A 16,248-nucleotide genomic window follows, 5' to 3' on the forward strand; every position below is an offset into this window, starting at 1 on the left:
AAAGAATGAGTATCATTTACTTTCTTATTTTTACACAAAATCTGTAACCGCTCTATGAGTACATCTTTTGAAAAGTATCAAAAACGCCGCCTGATCTCGTCCTATTTTTCGGTTGTTATTAGCATAGGCCTGGTGCTTTTTTTATTGGGACTTCTGGGTCTTTTGGTATTGAACACCAAAAAAGTGGCCGATCATTTTAAGGAACAGATCGCGATGACCGTGTATCTTAAAGACACTGCCAAGGAAGTGGAAATTGAACAGCTTAAGAAAAGCCTGGCAATGGCCGAATATACCAAAACCAGTACTTTCATTTCCAAGGAAGATGCTGCAGAAGCACACAGCAAGGAAATTGGCGAGGATTTCATGGAGTTTCTGGGGTACAATCCGCTGCAGAATTCCATTGACCTTTACATGAAAGCCGATTATGTTTCCCCGGAACAAATTGATGAAATTGCCGAAGATCTTACTTCTAAAAATTTTGTTGAAGAGGTGGTATATGATAAACCCCTTATCGCCTTGCTTAATGATAATGTGAAAAAAATAAGTTTTTGGGTCCTGGTGATAAGCGGGATTTTCACCTTTATTGCGGTGTTGTTAATTAACAGCTCTATTCGCCTTGCCGTTTACTCCAAGAGGTTTATTATAAAAACTATGCAAATGGTGGGAGCCACAAAGCGCTTTATAAGATTCCCGTTTATATTGAAAAGCGTAAAACTTGGGGTGATTGGGGCCGTTCTCGCCCTTATAGGCATGGGCATTGTGCTTTACTACCTCAACAAAAGTTTCCCTGAACTGGAATTACTGGCAGATGTTAAAATTCTATTCGCGCTCTTCTTCGGGATTCTTTTAATGGGAATTTTTATTACCTGGGCAAGCACCTTCTTTGCAACTTCCAGATTCCTGAACCTAAAAACAGATGAACTTTATTATTAAGAAGGTTAATAATAGTTGGCACTCAGGATAAAAGAAAATAATTTAGTTCCTTTGCCATAATTGGAGGCAAAAACCTATTAAAATGAACAAGAACAAGAAACCATTACACAAGCAGGACCTCAATTTCGTCTTCGGAAAAAGAAATTACACCTTCATGTTCATTGGCCTTGCAGTTATTGCCCTTGGTTTTTTATTAATGGCCGGTGGCGGTAGTGATGATCCAAATGTATTTAACGAAGAGATCTACAATTTTAGAAGAATACGTCTTGCCCCCGCATTAGTGCTAATTGGATTTGGAATACAGGTCTACGCCATCCTGGTTAACCCCACAAAAGATAAATAAAATTGAACGAAATTGATGCAGCGATCCTGGGTATAGTTCAGGGTCTTACCGAATTTTTACCTGTTTCATCCAGCGGTCATTTGGAACTTGGAAAAGCAATTTTAGGAGATAACAGTATACCAAGCGAATCCCTTATGTTCACAGTGGTATTACATGCTGCTACGGCCCTTAGCACTATTGTGGTTTTTAGAAAAGATATCTGGGAGATCCTTTCCGGCCTCTTTCAATTTAAATGGAATGAGGAAACCAAATTTTCACTGAAGATCATATTTTCAATGATCCCTGCAGTTATAATAGGTTTATTCTTTGAAGAAGAACTGGAAAAGCTCTTTGGAGGTAATATTTTGTTGGTGGGCTTTATGCTCCTTATTACAGCATTGCTTTTATGGCTGGCAGATAAGGCAAAAGATACCCAAAAACCGGTGAGTTATAAAAATGCATTCGTAATAGGGGTGGCGCAAGCAATTGCAATGCTTCCCGGGATATCACGAAGTGGCGCGACCATTTCAACTTCGGTATTATTAGGCAATGATAAAAGCAAGGCGGCAAGGTTTTCATTTTTAATGGTGGTACCATTGATCCTGGGGAAAATTGCGAAAGATATTTTAAGCGGGGACCTCGCGGAAAGCACCACAGAAACTTCCATCCTGATCATAGGATTCCTGGCGGCCTTTATCGCAGGAATAGCTGCCTGTACCTGGATGATACAACTGGTAAAAAAGAGCAAGCTGTCCTATTTTGCTATTTACTGTTTCGTGGCGGGTGTCCTGGCTATAATCTTTGGATATTACAATCAATAAAAATGAAGGACCCGGGACAACCGACTTAATCCATTCCTTTTTCAACAATTAATGAATGGAACATAAAATTTATACTCCGGAAGATTTTAAGGAAGGGCAAATCCTTTTATTTGACAAGCCACTTGGCTGGACATCATTTCAACTGGTAAACAAAGTGCGTTGGCTTATAAGAAAAAGCTGCCACATTAAAAAGATCAAAGTAGGCCACGCAGGCACACTGGACCCTCTGGCATCTGGACTGCTTCTTATTTGTACAGGGAAATTCACGAAGAAAATTGAGGAATTACAAGGGCAGGTAAAAGAATATACTGGCACCTTCACTTTGGGTGCCACAACCCCTTCTTATGATATGGAGACAGAGGTAAATGAAACCTTTGAAACCGAACATATTTCAGAAGAAGATATTATTGGGGCAACCTTTGAATTTATTGGGGTAATAGATCAGGTTCCTCCGGTTTTTTCAGCTTTGAAAAAGGATGGCAAACGAATGTATGAGTACGCCCGAAATGGAGAAGCCATCGAGATCCCCTCCCGTAAAGTTGAAATAACGGAATTTGAGATCACAGAAGTGCGATTTCCTGAGGTAGATTTTAGAGTGGTGTGCAGCAAAGGAACTTATATAAGGAGTCTGGCAAATGACTTTGGAAAAACCCTGGGTACCGGTGCCTATCTCTCTTCCCTTCGCAGAACCAAAATTGGCGGGTTTCTTGTAGAAGATGCTTTGGATGTAACAGGTTTTGAAAATTTGTTACCTTAACCGAAGAATAAAACCCTGAACACTGCAGTTTTACATTTATGGATTTTTTTGACAGACATAAGGCGCTTATAATTACCAGCTTGTTATGCTCAGTACTTATTCTTGCACTTTATAATTTTAATTTGTCCAGCAAAAATCAAAAAGTGAGGGAACTACTGGTGGACCTTGATAATTTTCAGGTAGAAAAACCGGAGGAGCCGGAACCGGAGCCCGAGGAAACTCCGGAAACGACCAACAGGCAAACTGCGCAAACCCACCAGGCCTTTAATGAAAACCAGGAAGCCCGTGAAACCAATTTTGACAGGCAACTCCAGGAAATATTTGAAAAAAACAGTGCTGCCCAACTGGAATCTTCCAATGAGGATAGCCCCGGCACCTCGGGAAGTTTTGGGATGCAGCAAAAAAAGGAAGAAGTAAAAAAAAGGTCTGATGGAGACCGGTCTTCAGAAAAAACCTCGACCCAAAGCGGGGGAATGGATAATAGTTCCATTACATACTCACTGCTGGGGAGAACTGCAGTACATATTCCCAATCCCATATACACCTGTGACCGAGCCGGAAAGATCGTGGTGAATATAACGGTAAATGCAGAGGGAAGAGTGCTTACAACTTCCATAAACCGCGGAAGTTCCTCTACTACCAATGAATGCCTTACCGAACAGGCGATGCAATATGCAACCCAGGCCATTTTTAGCCGTATGGCTGGCCGCAATTCCCAACCCGGCACCATCACTTATAATTTTAAACCCTGAAGCAAATGGACACTTTGAACCGCTGTGGCTGGTGTGTGGGAGATACCCTTTACGAGACTTATCACGATACAGAGTGGGGTGTTCCTGTTTTGGATGATGAGAAACTATTTGAATTTCTAATCCTGGAAACATTTCAGGCGGGCCTGAGCTGGATCACAATCCTTAGAAAACGCGAGAACTTCAGGGAGGCTTTTGACGGGTTCAACTATAAAAAAATAGCAGATTATTCAGAAGGAAAAATTAAGGAACTTCTGCAAAATTCCGGGATTATAAGAAATAAGCTAAAGGTAAGGGCAACGGTTACTAATGCCCGGGCTTTTATGGAAGTGCAGAAAGAATTTGGAAGCTTTTCAAATTATATCTGGGATTTTGTTGGAAAAAAACCAATCCACAATAAGGTGACCAATTACAAAGAAGCACCGCCTACCACGGCAATAAGTGATGCATTAAGCAAAGACCTTAAAAAACGCGGTTTTAAATTTGTGGGTTCAACAGTTATGTATGCTCATATGCAGGCTACCGGAATGGTGAATGATCACGAAGTGACCTGTTACCGGTACAACGAGGTTAAAAAGATCGAAATTTGATTATTCCAGATATTTTAAAAATTCCCTGCGGGGGATTTCTTCGGCTCCCAGGCTCTCCAAGTGGGCTGTATAAACCTGGCAATCTATAAGCTTAATCCCACGCGCCCTGAGCTTTTCTACCCACACAATAAATCCATACTTTGAGGCATTGCTTATTTTTGCAAACATGCTTTCCCCGCAAAACACTTTTTGCTCCTTTAAATATATCCCGTAAAGCCCTCCTACCAATCTATTCCCCTTCCAAACTTCTACAGATTGGGCAATTCCCAACCCGTGTAATTTTAAAAAAGCATTCTTAAGATCTGGTGTGATCCAGGTGCCTTTTTGTCCTTCCCGGGATATAGATGCACAATTATTAATAACAGCTTCAAAATTTTCATCAAAGGTGACCCTGAAAGCCTCTTTTTCTATCAATTTCCGCATGCTTTTGGAAACCTTTAATTTATGGGGAAAAAGTACCATTCTGGGGTCGGGACTATACCAAATTACGGGCTGGGAAGCTTCATACCATGGAAAGATCCCGTGACAATAAGCATCCAGAAGTCGTTTTACTGAAAGATCGCCGCCAATTGCCAGAAGGCCGTCTTCATTGGCCATCTCAACGGGAGGGAATTCTTCATATGACTTATGCTTTCTCAACTGTTTGATAATTTAGAAACAAATTTAAAATAATAAAAAAGCCCGGCTTCATAATATGAAGCCAAGCTTTCGTTATCATTTACACATTTTAATAAGTAAAATGCAGCGGGGACCTAGAAAGGAAGATCGTCGTAATCTTCATCATTCAGGTTTTGAGCGGGAGGAAAATCTGTAGGAGGTGGTACATTTTGGCCTGCCGGTGCTCCTGCCTGTAAATTCTCAACTCTCCATCCCTGGATTGAATTGAAATATTTTGTTTCTCCCTGAGGGTTTACCCACTCTCTTCCACGTAAATTAACTCCAATTTTCACAGGTTGTCCCACCTGGAAATTGTTAAGGAGGTCTGTTTTATCCTGCACAAATTCAATCATTAGGTGCTGCGGATATTGCTCCTCTGTGGTAACTACTACTTCTCTTTTTCTAAATCCATTGTTCCCAAACGTTTGGGTTTCTCCAATCATTTTGATCTTACCTTGTACTTCCATTTTTATCTCTTTTTTGCTAATAATAATTTCCAGGCTAGTGCCGGTTCATCTTTCTCTAAATATTCCTGCGCGCGCTTATGGATTTTTGCCGTATCGCCGGAACCTAAAATCTCCGCAGCGCCTGTGTCTTCCTTTAAAAATTTCTCAATCTCTTCCAGGGTTGGCAAGGCTTCAACATTCCCCAGTTTCCCCAGGTCATTCCCTGTAAGCACCTTGCTCGACCTTATCTCGGGAGCTATGGCGTCCACCCCAATTCCCAGCGTAGTCAACGGCTTTGGAACTTCAAACATACCTAATTTTGCCCGGGTATACCAATTCCCGCCCATTCTTGCAACCTGGTCAATTTTAAGTTGATCTATAAAACCCGTTTCATCCAGAATAGATTCATCAAAATGCATTTTTACCACCTCGCAAATTACCAGGTTCCCTGCGCCACCTTCCTGCCCCAGTTCTATGACATCCAAAACTTTACACTCAAATTGAGCAGGAGATTCGGCTACGCGAAATGGAGCTACCAAATCTGATTTCAACATCGTAAAACCAGCTTTTTCAAACTCATTCACACCTTCAGCATATTCTGTACTGGAAAGGGAGGTTTGCTGCACCATATTGAAATTTACAATATTTATTACAACCTCTTTCGTCTCCTTTACATTTAAATAAGTATGCTTTACAGTATTGTCCCTTCCCCGTCTTGCAGGTGAAAACACCAAAATTGGAGGATTTGCGCTAAATACGTTGAAAAAACTAAAAGGAGATAAATTTGGCCTCCCCTGGGCATCAATAGTACTGGCAAATGCAATAGGTCTTGGGCCTACTGCCCCAAGCAAATATTGGTGGCATTTTCCGGTACTTATTTCTTTAGGATCAATACTAAGCATCTGCTATTTTTCACAAAGGTAGCGAATAGGGATAGGAATGAAAAACCCTGGCCTCACATTAATATTAACAGAAAACGGTTATATTTAACCCATAATTCAAGGACTTGATGAACTTTTCAGACGAACGAAAGCCTGCCCGTTGGTTTATAATTATTTCCTCTTTAGTCATAGTTGCCTTAATTTTATGGAACACTTCCATTTTCTTTGAAAGCTTAAAGGAAGATGAGAGGGATAAAATGGAAATTTGGGCTGCAGCCCAGGCATTCCTTGCCCAAACCGATAATGATACTGAAATTGCCCTGACCCTTTTGGTGCTTAACAGCAATACCACTATTCCCACTATTTGGGTTGATGAGAAAGGAAACATCATTGACGGACTAAATATTGACGAAGAAGTAAGGAGTGACGAGTCAAGATTATTACGATATCTGGAACGCTTAAAGGAGGAAAACGAACCCATTGAAATGGAATTAGGTGACAACCTCGTGCACAGAATCTATTATGGCGATTCTCCCCTACTCACCAAAATAAAATATTATCCAATTGGACTGCTGCTTATTATTTTCCTGTTTATAAGCGTAGTTTACTTTTTTTACACTACCACAAAATCCAGCGAGCAGAACAAACTCTGGGCAGGGATGGCAAAAGAGACCGCTCACCAGATAGGCACCCCGCTTTCCTCCCTTATTGGATGGACCGAAATTTTAAAAGAGGAAAATGTAGACAAGACCTATATTGCAGAAATGGAAAAGGATGTGGACCGCCTTCGAACCATAACTGAACGATTTTCAAAGATAGGCTCTGAGCCTATTCTTTCCAGAACCGAACTAATCCAGGCTACTAAAGAAAGCTTCACCTATATAAAATCCCGCAGCTCAGATCTTATAGAATTCAACATTTCCACACCATATTCACCTATTTATGTAAACCTGAATCCTTCCCTCTACAGCTGGACCATAGAAAATCTCGTAAAGAACGGGATTGACGCTATGCGGGGCAAAGGCAGTTTGAATATTGAGATAAAACAGGACCTTCATTGGGTATATGTGTATATTAAAGATACGGGAAAGGGCCTTCCTAAAAGCAAATTCAATCTCATTTTTGAACCCGGCTACACCTCCAAAAAAAGAGGCTGGGGGCTTGGGCTGTCACTGGCCAAACGTATTATAGAGGATTATCACAAAGGGCGTATTAGGGTTTACAATAGTGAAATAAATAAAGGAACCACCTTCCAGATAGCTTTAAAGAAGGTGTCCGGTGATCAATAAGGAGTGATCTCACCATCCTTTATTAAGAAGGCTTTCTCTGCCCGGTCAAGGATTTCTTCCTTACTGTCTGAATATGCTTCTATGATCCTGTAAGCTTTCCCGTCAAGAAATTCTTCCAACCTGTTTATTTTTTCCTCGTCTTTACAGGCTTTCCCCTGTACGAGGTAAGTATGCCCGGTATATTTCACGCAGGTACCTGCAAAACCGTCTATTTTATAAAGATCAAAGAGTGGTTTTACGTAAAGCTCCAACCCCCCGGTAGCACAAAATATCACAACATTTTGAGCTTTTAGTTCGGCAAATCTTTGCAACAGTTCTTTATTGAAGTTGTCAGGATATTCCTGTTCCCAGAATTCAGCAGCATATTTTTTTACCTGTTCGGGTGAAAAATCATCCAGATAATTAAAAAAGTTTTCTTTGAATTCGGTTTGTCTTATCTGGTTTACTTTGAGAAGCAACTTATAATAAACCATTTCAACATAATATTTTATACGATTGGGCCTTTTTGAAATAATGAATTTATAAAATTCATCTTTGGAGCTTTTATTATAAAAGGTACCATTGAGGTCAAAGACCATAACCTTAATCACTTCTTTATTGTGCCCCATTTTCAGGAAATTAAAATTGATTATACCTTCTTCAATTCCCCGGGAAATGGCAAGGTTTGTTTGAATTTGCGAATTCTCGCAGGCTAAAAATTGGCTCTTATTTCGGCCGCGGTAGCTTCAAATTCTTCTTTAGAGAAACTTAGTTTATTCCCAAAATTCATATCGCCCATAGAATTAAGCGGGATCAAATGTACATGTACATGAGGCACTTCCAGGCCTATAACTGCCATTCCCACCCTTTTACATGTAACAGATTTTTCAAGGGAAACCGCCACCTTTCGCGAAAATTCCATTAGCCTTCCATAAAGCGCAGGCTCCATATCAAAGATCTTATTGATCTCTTCTTTGGGAATACAAAGGGTATGGCCTTTGGCATTGGGATTAATATCCAGAAATGCCAGAAATTCATCAGTCTCGGCCACTTTATAAGCGGGAAGCTCCCCCGATATAATTTTTGAAAAGATACTTGTCATATTTTTTATTTAAGTAATTATGCGAAGGCAGATTTCCTGCCCCAAATTTTCTAAAATTAGAAAATCCTTCTCATTTGCCGGTAATATCAACAATGAAAAGGACTTTATTCAAATTTTGTGAATACTTTATTCCCTCCAGATCTCAAGGATCTCAAATTTCATAGTTCCATTGGGCACTTCAACTTCAGCAGTTTCTCCTACCTGTTTCCCCAGCAAACCTTTTCCAATTGGAGATTCTACAGAGATCTTTCCGGCTTTAAGATCTGCTTCACTTTGGGCAACAAGTTTATATTTCACCTCAGTTTTGTTGGCCAGGTTCTTTATACGCACGTGGGAATGCACCAGTACTTTAGAAGTATCAAGTTGAGATTCATCTATAATACGGGCATTGGAAAGGATCTCTTCCATTTTTGATATACGTAGTTCCAGTAATCCCTGGGCTTCCTTAGCAGCATCATATTCGGCATTTTCACTTAGATCTCCTTTATCGCGGGCATCAGCAATTGCCTGGGAAGCCTTTGGACGTTCCACATCACGCAATTGGTTAAGCTCATCCTTTAACTTTTTCAAACCTTCTGGAGTATAATAAGATACTTTGGTCATAATTTTATCGTTTAACATTTAAGGCTGAAAAGAATTTTCCCCTCAACCCTATCTGTGTTATTATTTGCTTTGAATTTTAGGTTCAAAACTTAAAAGTTCAAAGTTTTGAACAGATCTTTACAAGATCTTATTTTTTGAAAATAAAAATTTTGTACGGTCAATAAATACAAAAAATCCCACGCGAGACGGGATTTATCTAAACAAATATAATAAATTTAAATATTGAAAGCAATTAATTTAGAAGCCATCAAAAACCCGGGAATGTTCCATAAATTTCTTTTTATTCTCATTGCGGCATTTGCCTTAACGTCTTGTGAGCCAGATGATGAGGTGAGAAACAATCCTTACCTTACCAATATAAGTTTTCGTCTTGATCTAAATTTGAACCTGCCTGAATATAACAGCCTCAATTTCCCCGGAAATAGTTATGTGACCTATAACAGGGGGATTAATGGGGTGGTGGTTTATAATATTAATAATACCCAATTCACCGCTTTTGAATTAAGCGATCCCAACCACCCCTTATCCGGTTGTTCCAGGTTAACGGTACAGGGAATAATTGCCACCTGTAGTTGTGGTGACGGTAATTCCTACAATATCCTTACCGGCGAGCTTTCATCCGGCACCGGGCAATACTCCCTTAAACCTTACAGGGTTAGAAAGAGCGGAAATATTATAGAGGTTTATAACTAGAACGCCGCCAGCACCAACCGCTGGTTTCCCTAAAAACCCTAAAATTTCAGGGTTAATCCTGCCAGAAAATTAATTCCTGCCTGTGGGTAATATCCTGCCCCTTCAATGGTAGTTACTGTACCGGGCTGGCTAAAATCGTCCTCATAGGTAAAAAAGTAGCCGTTAGATTCATACTTCACATCAAAGATATTATTTACCAGGGCTGTAAGAACAATTGACCTGAAAACAGGCACATTATTCAGCTCATAAAATACATTAAGATCATTTACAAAATAGCTTTCCAGCAAGGAGGCCCTGCTGTCTATATTGCCCATATATTGCTCGCCTACATACTTGGAAAGCAACCCAAGTTGTAAATTCCTAACTGGTTGATACAATAACATATTAGAGATCACCACATCTGGTGAGAAGGAAATATTTGTACTTCCAAGGTTTACAAGCTCCCCGTTGATAGTCGCCACAAAGTCGCGGTTCTTATTAGAACTCAATCCCAGGTTGGGCCTAATACTAAGATTTTCACCAAACAACACCTCTGCGTCTATTTCAAGCCCCACCCGGTAACTGCTGCCGCTGGTGGTTCTTAATGGCGCACCTACATCATTTAGCTCACCTGAAAGCACCAATTGATCTTCATAATCCATATAAAAAATATTGGTGTTCAGTTTTATTTTTTCTGAAGAAAAACGCCATCCAAGTTCATAATCGTTTAGCTTTTCGGGGGTATTGACACCCTCTTCAAAATCATTCCGGGTTGGTTCGCGGTGAGCTTTCCCGTAGTAGGCAAATAATTGATTTGAAGGGTTAATCTGGTAACTTATTCCCGCCTTTGGGTTGAAAAAGCTGAAATTTTGATCTACATCTATAGGTACAATATCTGAAGTAATTCCTCCTGTTTTGTAATTGATGAACCTTCCCTGCAAATCACCAAATACCTGCCATTTATCATTGAAACGGTAGGTAGCTTTTGAAAAAACAGTGAATTCATCTTTGGAAGCATCACTAAAATAATACCGGTCTCTTATCTCGGAATCTGAAGCGTAGCGTGCCCAGATCACCTCTCCAAAATGGTCGCCGGTATAATGGCTGTAAAAAGCGCCCGAGGTTACTTCTAATTCTTTGTTTTTGTAAGTGACATTTGCATTGACCACATAAAAATCATTATCAAGCCAGCGGCGTCTTATAAGGTCTGTCCGGTCAATTAATCCCCCTTCTGCCTGCAAAGGCTCAAATCCATACATGGAAAAGCGCTGGTTCTCTTTATATTGTTCAAAGAATCCCCTCCCGTAGGTATAATTTAAACCAAGTGTAGAAGACCAGCGATTATTATATCGCTCATTCCAGTGCAGTTGATAATGGTCCTGCTTGTAATCATCTACTTCATTGTCGTGAAACCTGATGTTTCCATTGCGGTCTGTGAACATTCCTGCCGAATTAAACGTGCGGTCCATTTCCAGGGTTACCTTGTCAATTCCATTCCAGGCCTGGTAGGTAACCTCATGACCGCCAAAAGTAATAGCTTTTATAAGGGTATTTTCATCTACATACGAACCTTGTAAAAAATAGGATTTTAGATCTGAACTCGCACGGTCAATATATCCGTTTGATGAGATCTTTGAAAGCCTTCCGGCTATTTCAATATGGTCATTAAGTAGTCCCGAACTAAATTTTACGTTATGCCTTCGGGTATTAAAAGAGCCAAAAGAATTTGTGATCTCGCCATAGGCTTTTTCTGAAACTGCATCTGTCAATAAATTTAAACTTGCCCCGAAAGCTCCCGATCCATTGGTAGAGGTTCCCACCCCTCGCTGTAGCTGAAGATTTTGTACAGAAGAGGTGAAATCTGGCAAATTCACAAAAAAGGAACCCTGGCTTTCTGCATCATTATATGGGATGCCGTTTAGGGTAACATTTACGCGGGAGGCATCGCTACCCCGCACCCGGAAGGAGGTATAGCCCACCCCTGCGCCGGCATCTGAAGTACTCACAACAGAAGGTAAAAAATTAAGCATAAAAGGCAGGTCCTGGCCCAGGTTACGTTTTTCAAGCTTCTTTTCAGTTAAGTTTGAATGGGTTACGGGAGAATCTGCGTTCACGCGTATTGCACGTACAAGTACCTCATCCAGCACTTCAGGAACCTCCCTGATTGTATCGCCCGGTGTTTGTTGCGCAAATGCTGCACATGAGAGAGTTAAAAAAGCAGGTAAAAAAATTGAAAATTTCATTCGTATTAAATTAATTTCTACGAATAAAAGGGGCAGTTTATTCTATGGTTTATATTAGTAATTCTGCATAAAAAAACCCCGGAAAACCTCAATTTGGTTTAACAGGGAGTAGATACGCATAATGGAAAAAAGTTTCCATTTATTTCCCTTGGCAGCATTACCTGCCCAGGTTCGTTGGGTATAATCTCAGCCATTTCCTGAATTTCTTCAGGGAAAGGCACCCCTTTGAGATGTGGTGCAAATATAATAAGGTTTTTGGGATTTTAAACCCTCAACAAAGATTTTAAAAGAATTGGCGTAATTTTGGCTCAAATATTACTGCAATTGAATACTAGTAAAGACCGCAACACCCTCAATTACACCGAGATGAAGAATTCCAGGCGCTCTATAACCGTAAAGGTTATTGTGGGATATCTGCTTGTTGCCGCTTTGGCGGCGGCGGCAGTGTGGTTTACCTATTCACAGGTGGTTAAATTCTCTACACTTACCCAAACAAATAATCTAAACAGCCAGCAGCTGGTTCTGGTGAGTGAAATTGCCACCGAGCTTATTGAAACCGAAAATATCGGAAGGCGTTTTATTCAAACCGGAGACACTACAGACCTTAACAGGTATACAGACCAAATTGAAAATGTGCAGACTAGTCTGGATACTTTACGGGGGATGTACGAGGATACCACGATGAAAATTGAGCTGGACAGCATTTCAACCCTGTTGTCTAAAAAGAGTGAGAATTTAAGGGAGTTACTTGACCTTCGAACAAAGGACCGCAATACCAGTTATTACCGGGAGGTGATAAGGGAGCTGGAAAAAGTAGACCCCTCTTTTAATCCGCCGAATTACGACAGGAGATTTGCAAAACTTGAACCTCATCAACGCAAAGTAATTATTCAATTGCTTGAATTTAACAATCAGGAAGGCCAGCGTATCTCAACCGTAAGTGCAGATTCCCTTATAAGGGCGGTGCGCACTGTATTAAGCGAGCTGGAGCGGGAAAATCAACAATTCCGGGAAGTAATAAACCGGAAGGAAAATGAACTACTGCTTAATGATATGGTCCTCAATGAACAGCTGCGCAATCTTTTAAGGGTTGTAGAAAATGAAGAAAGGGAAATATCTGTTGCCAGGGTAGAAAACTCTGAAGTTATGCTGAAGGAGATTTCCTCGATCATAATTGGGGTAGGTGCGGCAAGTATCCTTATAATCCTTATATTTTTATTTTTAATTGTAAAAGACATTAGCCGAAGTCAGCGTTACCGGATGCAGCTGGAGGAAGCTAAATCTTTTACTGAAGAATTAATGCATCGCAGGGAGCAGTTTATTGCTACAATAACCCATGATTTGCGCACCCCTCTCACCACTGTAATGGGTTATACAGAATTAATGGGAAAATCTGGCCTTAACGAGAAACAAGGTCATTACCTGAGCCATTTAAAAAAATCATCAGAATATATACTTCACCTGGTCAATGATCTTCTGGATCTTTCAAAACTGGAAGCGGGAAAAATGCTTATTGAAAATCTTCCTTTCAACCCAAAAAATCTTCTTGAAGATACTTTTTACAATACTATTCCAGAGAATGATAAGAAAAACCTAAGACTTGAAGTTATTGCCTCGCCGGAAACAGATTGTAAGGTTGTTAGTGACCCTTTCCGTATAAAACAAATTCTTTCAAACCTCATTAGCAATTCCTATAAGTTTACTGAAAAGGGTGAAATTGTAGCTTCCATCTCGATGAAAAAGAAGATCGAGGATAATTATATTTTGACTATTTCAATTAGGGATACAGGAATTGGAATAAATGAATCTAAACAGGAAGAAATCTTTGAAGAGTTTTCCCAGGAACATGGAGAAATCGAAAAAAAATACGGAGGTACAGGCCTGGGACTTGCTATCACAAAAAGAATAACATCCCTGCTGCAGGGTAAGATTGAATTAAAAAGCAAACAGGGCGAGGGCAGCGAATTCATAATAAAGATCCCTGTTAAAAAGCTTCCTGAAGATTCTTCCAAAGAACAGAAAACCCAGGATGTAAAATTTGCGAAACAAAATTTAAAAGGTAAATCTATTCTGGTAGTAGATGATGAATCCTCACAGCTGGCCCTTAGCAAAGAGTTAATAAAATCTACCGGAATGATCTGCCATACTGCCTCAAACGGAGAGGAAGCATTGCAAAAATTAGAAAACCACACTTATCATTTAGTCCTTACAGATATCCAAATGCCTAAAATGGATGGTTTTGCATTGGTCAAAGCAATTAAAGGAAATAAAGAGCTTGCTCACATACCGGTAATTGCGATATCAGGCCAAACGAATGTAACGGCAGAGAAATATACAGAGGCGGGATTTTCAGGCAATATTTTAAAACCCTACAAACCTGCAACGCTTTTATATAAAATAGGACAGATCCTAAAAATTGAATTTGCGAGAAAAAACAAACCCTCCAAAAGTAATTCGCCGGCTCAAACCGAATATTCACTGGAGGAGATCTCCCTTTTTACAGGAGAGGACCAGGTCGCCCTCGACACAATACTCACCGCGTTTATAGAAAGTACCCGGCAAAACGTAAAAGAGATTGAAAGATCTATAGATGATAATGACCAGGAACGGGTTGCCCAGATTGCACATAGAATGCTCCCTATGTTCAAACAAATGAAAGCCCGTGATATTGTTCCTAAACTACAGGATCTTGAAAAGAAGGAACCCCATGCCTTTATACCTCACCAAATAAAAATGCTTCTGGAGGAAATAGAAGTGCTTTTATTTCAACTTCAAAAAGAAGTTAAAGCTTGATATTATACTGTTTAAGTTTGTTGTAAAGGGTTTTCCTGTCTATGGAAAGTATCCTGGCAGCCTTGCTTTTATTCCCGTTGGCTTTTTCAAGCGCGTCAAGGATTAGGGATTCTTCATTCTTGTTTCTGAATAATCCATAAGTTTCTTCAGACCTTTGGGTGTGAGCGATCTCGTGGGGCAATACTTTTAATGGAATAATTGAATCCTGCGTAAGAAGCACCGCCCTTTTCACCATATTTTTAAGCTCGCGAAGGTTCCCAGGCCAGTTGTAGTTTTGAAAAGCCTCAATAGCTTCGTCGCTAAAACCTACTACTTCCTTTTCCAGTTCAACATTAGCTTCATCCAGAAAATGTTCTGCAAACAACAGCAGGTCCTCCCGCCTTTCCCGAAGCGCAGGAACTTCAATTGAAAATTCATTCAGCCTGTGAAAAAGGTCTTCCCTGAAATTTCCTTCTTTTACCGCCTGGTTCAGGTCTTCATTAGTAGCAGTAACCACGCGTATATCAACCTTAATCTCATTATTACTTCCCACAGGTTTTATCTTACGCTCTTGCAAGGCCCGTAAAAGCTGCACCTGTAGATCATAACCAAGATTCCCAATTTCATCAAGAAAAAGCGTTCCCCCATTTGCTGCCTCGAAATGACCTGTTTTATCCTGGATAGCCCCCGTAAATGAACCTTTAATATGTCCAAAGAACTCGCTGGATGCTATCTCCTTGGGTATGGCTCCACAATCTACCGCAATGAAAGGCGCTCCCCTTCTTTTACTTTTATCATGGATACTTTTTGCAACCTGTTCTTTGCCGGTTCCGCTTTCGCCAATAATAAGGACAGACATATTTGTGGGAGCTACAAGCTCGATATAATCGTTTAATTTCCGGGCGGCATCACTAACCCCTTTTACAAATTCAGAAGTAAGGACAGAATTTTCCTTTTTTGGTTTAGCCTCTACTGCAACAGGAGCAGAAGTTTCCTGAGTTGCAGTTTGGCTTAATGCGTTGTTAATGGTTTGTAATATGGTTTCCGGCTGGAAAGGTTTGGAAACATAATCAAAAGCACCATTCTTCATAGCCTTAACGGCCATATTGATCTCGGCATAATTGGTCATGACAATAACCTGGATCCCAGGATAATTTTTTTTCACTTCCAAAAGTATCTCCAGGCCATCGCGGTCCGGGAGCCTAACATCGGTTAAAAGGATATCAAATTTACCGGCACTTAACTTTTTGAAGCCTTCTTCAGCAGAATAAGCATTATCCACTTTATAATCCCTTTTTTCAAAAAAAGTCTTTAACATGGCTGAAAATGCCACATCATCTTCGATTATAAGAATGGAAACCATAGAATTGTAATTAGTTTAACCGCAAATTTACGAATTATGCACCTTTGACACCTTACTAATTACCACAAA

General features: G+C 40.2%; 17 protein-coding genes. 9 read left to right on the forward strand and 8 right to left on the reverse strand.

Annotated features, from left to right (window positions below; genetic code table 11):
- Positions 1–54 precede the first annotated feature (54 nt).
- The 6 genes from FK178_RS11200 to FK178_RS11225 all read left to right on the forward strand — a co-directional run bounded on the left by FK178_RS11200 (position 55) and on the right by FK178_RS11225 (position 4,172).
- Positions 55–933, forward strand: coding sequence for a cell division protein FtsX (locus FK178_RS11200; protein WP_146834976.1), 879 nt, complete (start codon positions 55–57; stop codon positions 931–933).
- Positions 934–1,015: 82 nt separating this feature from the next.
- Positions 1,016–1,276 (forward strand): DUF3098 domain-containing protein, encoded by a 261-nt coding sequence (locus FK178_RS11205; RefSeq protein WP_146834979.1) that lies wholly within the window; start codon positions 1,016–1,018, stop codon positions 1,274–1,276.
- A gap of 2 nt (positions 1,277–1,278) precedes the next feature.
- Positions 1,279–2,076, forward strand: a complete 798-nt coding sequence (locus tag FK178_RS11210; protein ID WP_146834982.1) for an undecaprenyl-diphosphate phosphatase — start codon at positions 1,279–1,281, stop codon at positions 2,074–2,076.
- A gap of 55 nt (positions 2,077–2,131) precedes the next feature.
- Positions 2,132–2,833 carry a tRNA pseudouridine(55) synthase TruB gene (gene truB / locus FK178_RS11215; protein WP_146834997.1) on the forward strand — a complete coding sequence of 234 codons (702 nt, stop codon included), beginning with the start codon at positions 2,132–2,134 and terminating at the stop codon, positions 2,831–2,833.
- Positions 2,834–2,871: 38 nt separating this feature from the next.
- Positions 2,872–3,585 (forward strand): energy transducer TonB family protein, encoded by a 714-nt coding sequence (locus FK178_RS11220; RefSeq protein WP_146835000.1) that lies wholly within the window; start codon positions 2,872–2,874, stop codon positions 3,583–3,585.
- 5 nt (positions 3,586–3,590) lie between these two features.
- Complete coding sequence (locus FK178_RS11225; RefSeq protein WP_146835003.1) at positions 3,591–4,172, forward strand: DNA-3-methyladenine glycosylase I; 582 nt, start codon at positions 3,591–3,593, stop codon at positions 4,170–4,172.
- Here FK178_RS11225 and aat read toward each other — a convergent pair whose 3' ends face one another.
- The 3 genes from aat to FK178_RS11240 form a co-directional block, all read right to left on the reverse strand.
- The gene (aat, locus tag FK178_RS11230; protein ID WP_240793919.1) at positions 4,173–4,769 is read right to left on the reverse strand and encodes a leucyl/phenylalanyl-tRNA--protein transferase; all 597 of its coding nucleotides are present in this window, start codon (positions 4,767–4,769) and stop codon (positions 4,173–4,175) included.
- Positions 4,770–4,924: 155 nt separating this feature from the next.
- Positions 4,925–5,296, reverse strand: coding sequence for a DUF3127 domain-containing protein (locus FK178_RS11235; RefSeq protein ID WP_146835008.1), 372 nt, complete (start codon positions 5,294–5,296; stop codon positions 4,925–4,927).
- Positions 5,297–5,298: 2 nt separating this feature from the next.
- Positions 5,299–6,177 (reverse strand): flavin reductase family protein, encoded by an 879-nt coding sequence (locus FK178_RS11240; RefSeq protein ID WP_146835011.1) that lies wholly within the window; start codon positions 6,175–6,177, stop codon positions 5,299–5,301.
- 107 nt (positions 6,178–6,284) lie between these two features.
- Here FK178_RS11240 and FK178_RS11245 point away from each other — a divergent pair, with 107 nt between their 5' ends.
- Positions 6,285–7,445 carry a sensor histidine kinase gene (locus FK178_RS11245; RefSeq protein ID WP_146835014.1) on the forward strand — a complete coding sequence of 387 codons (1,161 nt, stop codon included), beginning with the start codon at positions 6,285–6,287 and terminating at the stop codon, positions 7,443–7,445.
- Here FK178_RS11245 and FK178_RS11250 read toward each other — a convergent pair.
- The 3 genes from FK178_RS11250 to greA all read right to left on the reverse strand — a co-directional run bounded on the left by FK178_RS11250 (position 7,439) and on the right by greA (position 9,129).
- Positions 7,439–8,053 (reverse strand): haloacid dehalogenase-like hydrolase, encoded by a 615-nt coding sequence (locus FK178_RS11250; RefSeq protein WP_146835016.1) that lies wholly within the window; start codon positions 8,051–8,053, stop codon positions 7,439–7,441. The two genes, FK178_RS11245 and FK178_RS11250, sit on opposite strands and share 7 nt — an antisense overlap.
- 83 nt (positions 8,054–8,136) lie before the next feature.
- On the reverse strand, positions 8,137–8,526 hold the full coding sequence (locus FK178_RS11255) for an HIT family protein (protein ID WP_146835019.1): 390 nt from the start codon (positions 8,524–8,526) through the stop codon (positions 8,137–8,139).
- A gap of 126 nt (positions 8,527–8,652) precedes the next feature.
- A complete protein-coding gene (gene greA / locus FK178_RS11260; protein ID WP_146835022.1) occupies positions 8,653–9,129 on the reverse strand; it encodes a transcription elongation factor GreA in 477 nt (158 codons plus the stop codon).
- Positions 9,130–9,351: 222 nt separating this feature from the next.
- Between greA and FK178_RS11265 the strand changes: the two genes are divergently transcribed.
- Positions 9,352–9,822: a Rieske (2Fe-2S) protein gene (locus FK178_RS11265; protein WP_317130353.1), complete on the forward strand. Its 471-nt coding sequence runs from the start codon at positions 9,352–9,354 to the stop codon at positions 9,820–9,822.
- Positions 9,823–9,860: 38 nt separating this feature from the next.
- On the opposite strand, the gene FK178_RS11270 is transcribed toward FK178_RS11265, so the two are convergent.
- Positions 9,861–12,044, reverse strand: coding sequence for a TonB-dependent receptor (locus tag FK178_RS11270; protein ID WP_146835025.1), 2,184 nt, complete (start codon positions 12,042–12,044; stop codon positions 9,861–9,863).
- A 324-nt stretch (positions 12,045–12,368) separates the two neighbouring features.
- Between FK178_RS11270 and FK178_RS11275 the strand changes: the two genes are divergently transcribed.
- Complete coding sequence (locus FK178_RS11275) at positions 12,369–14,837, forward strand: hybrid sensor histidine kinase/response regulator (RefSeq protein WP_240793824.1); 2,469 nt, start codon at positions 12,369–12,371, stop codon at positions 14,835–14,837.
- Here FK178_RS11275 and FK178_RS11280 read toward each other — a convergent pair.
- A complete protein-coding gene (locus tag FK178_RS11280; protein ID WP_146835028.1) occupies positions 14,827–16,179 on the reverse strand; it encodes a sigma-54-dependent transcriptional regulator in 1,353 nt (450 codons plus the stop codon). The genes FK178_RS11275 and FK178_RS11280 overlap by 11 nt on opposite strands.
- Positions 16,180–16,248: the final 69 nt, after the last annotated feature.

Source organism: Antarcticibacterium arcticum (assembly GCF_007993795.1).
Classification (GTDB): Bacteria; Bacteroidota; Bacteroidia; order Flavobacteriales; family Flavobacteriaceae; genus Gillisia; species Gillisia arctica.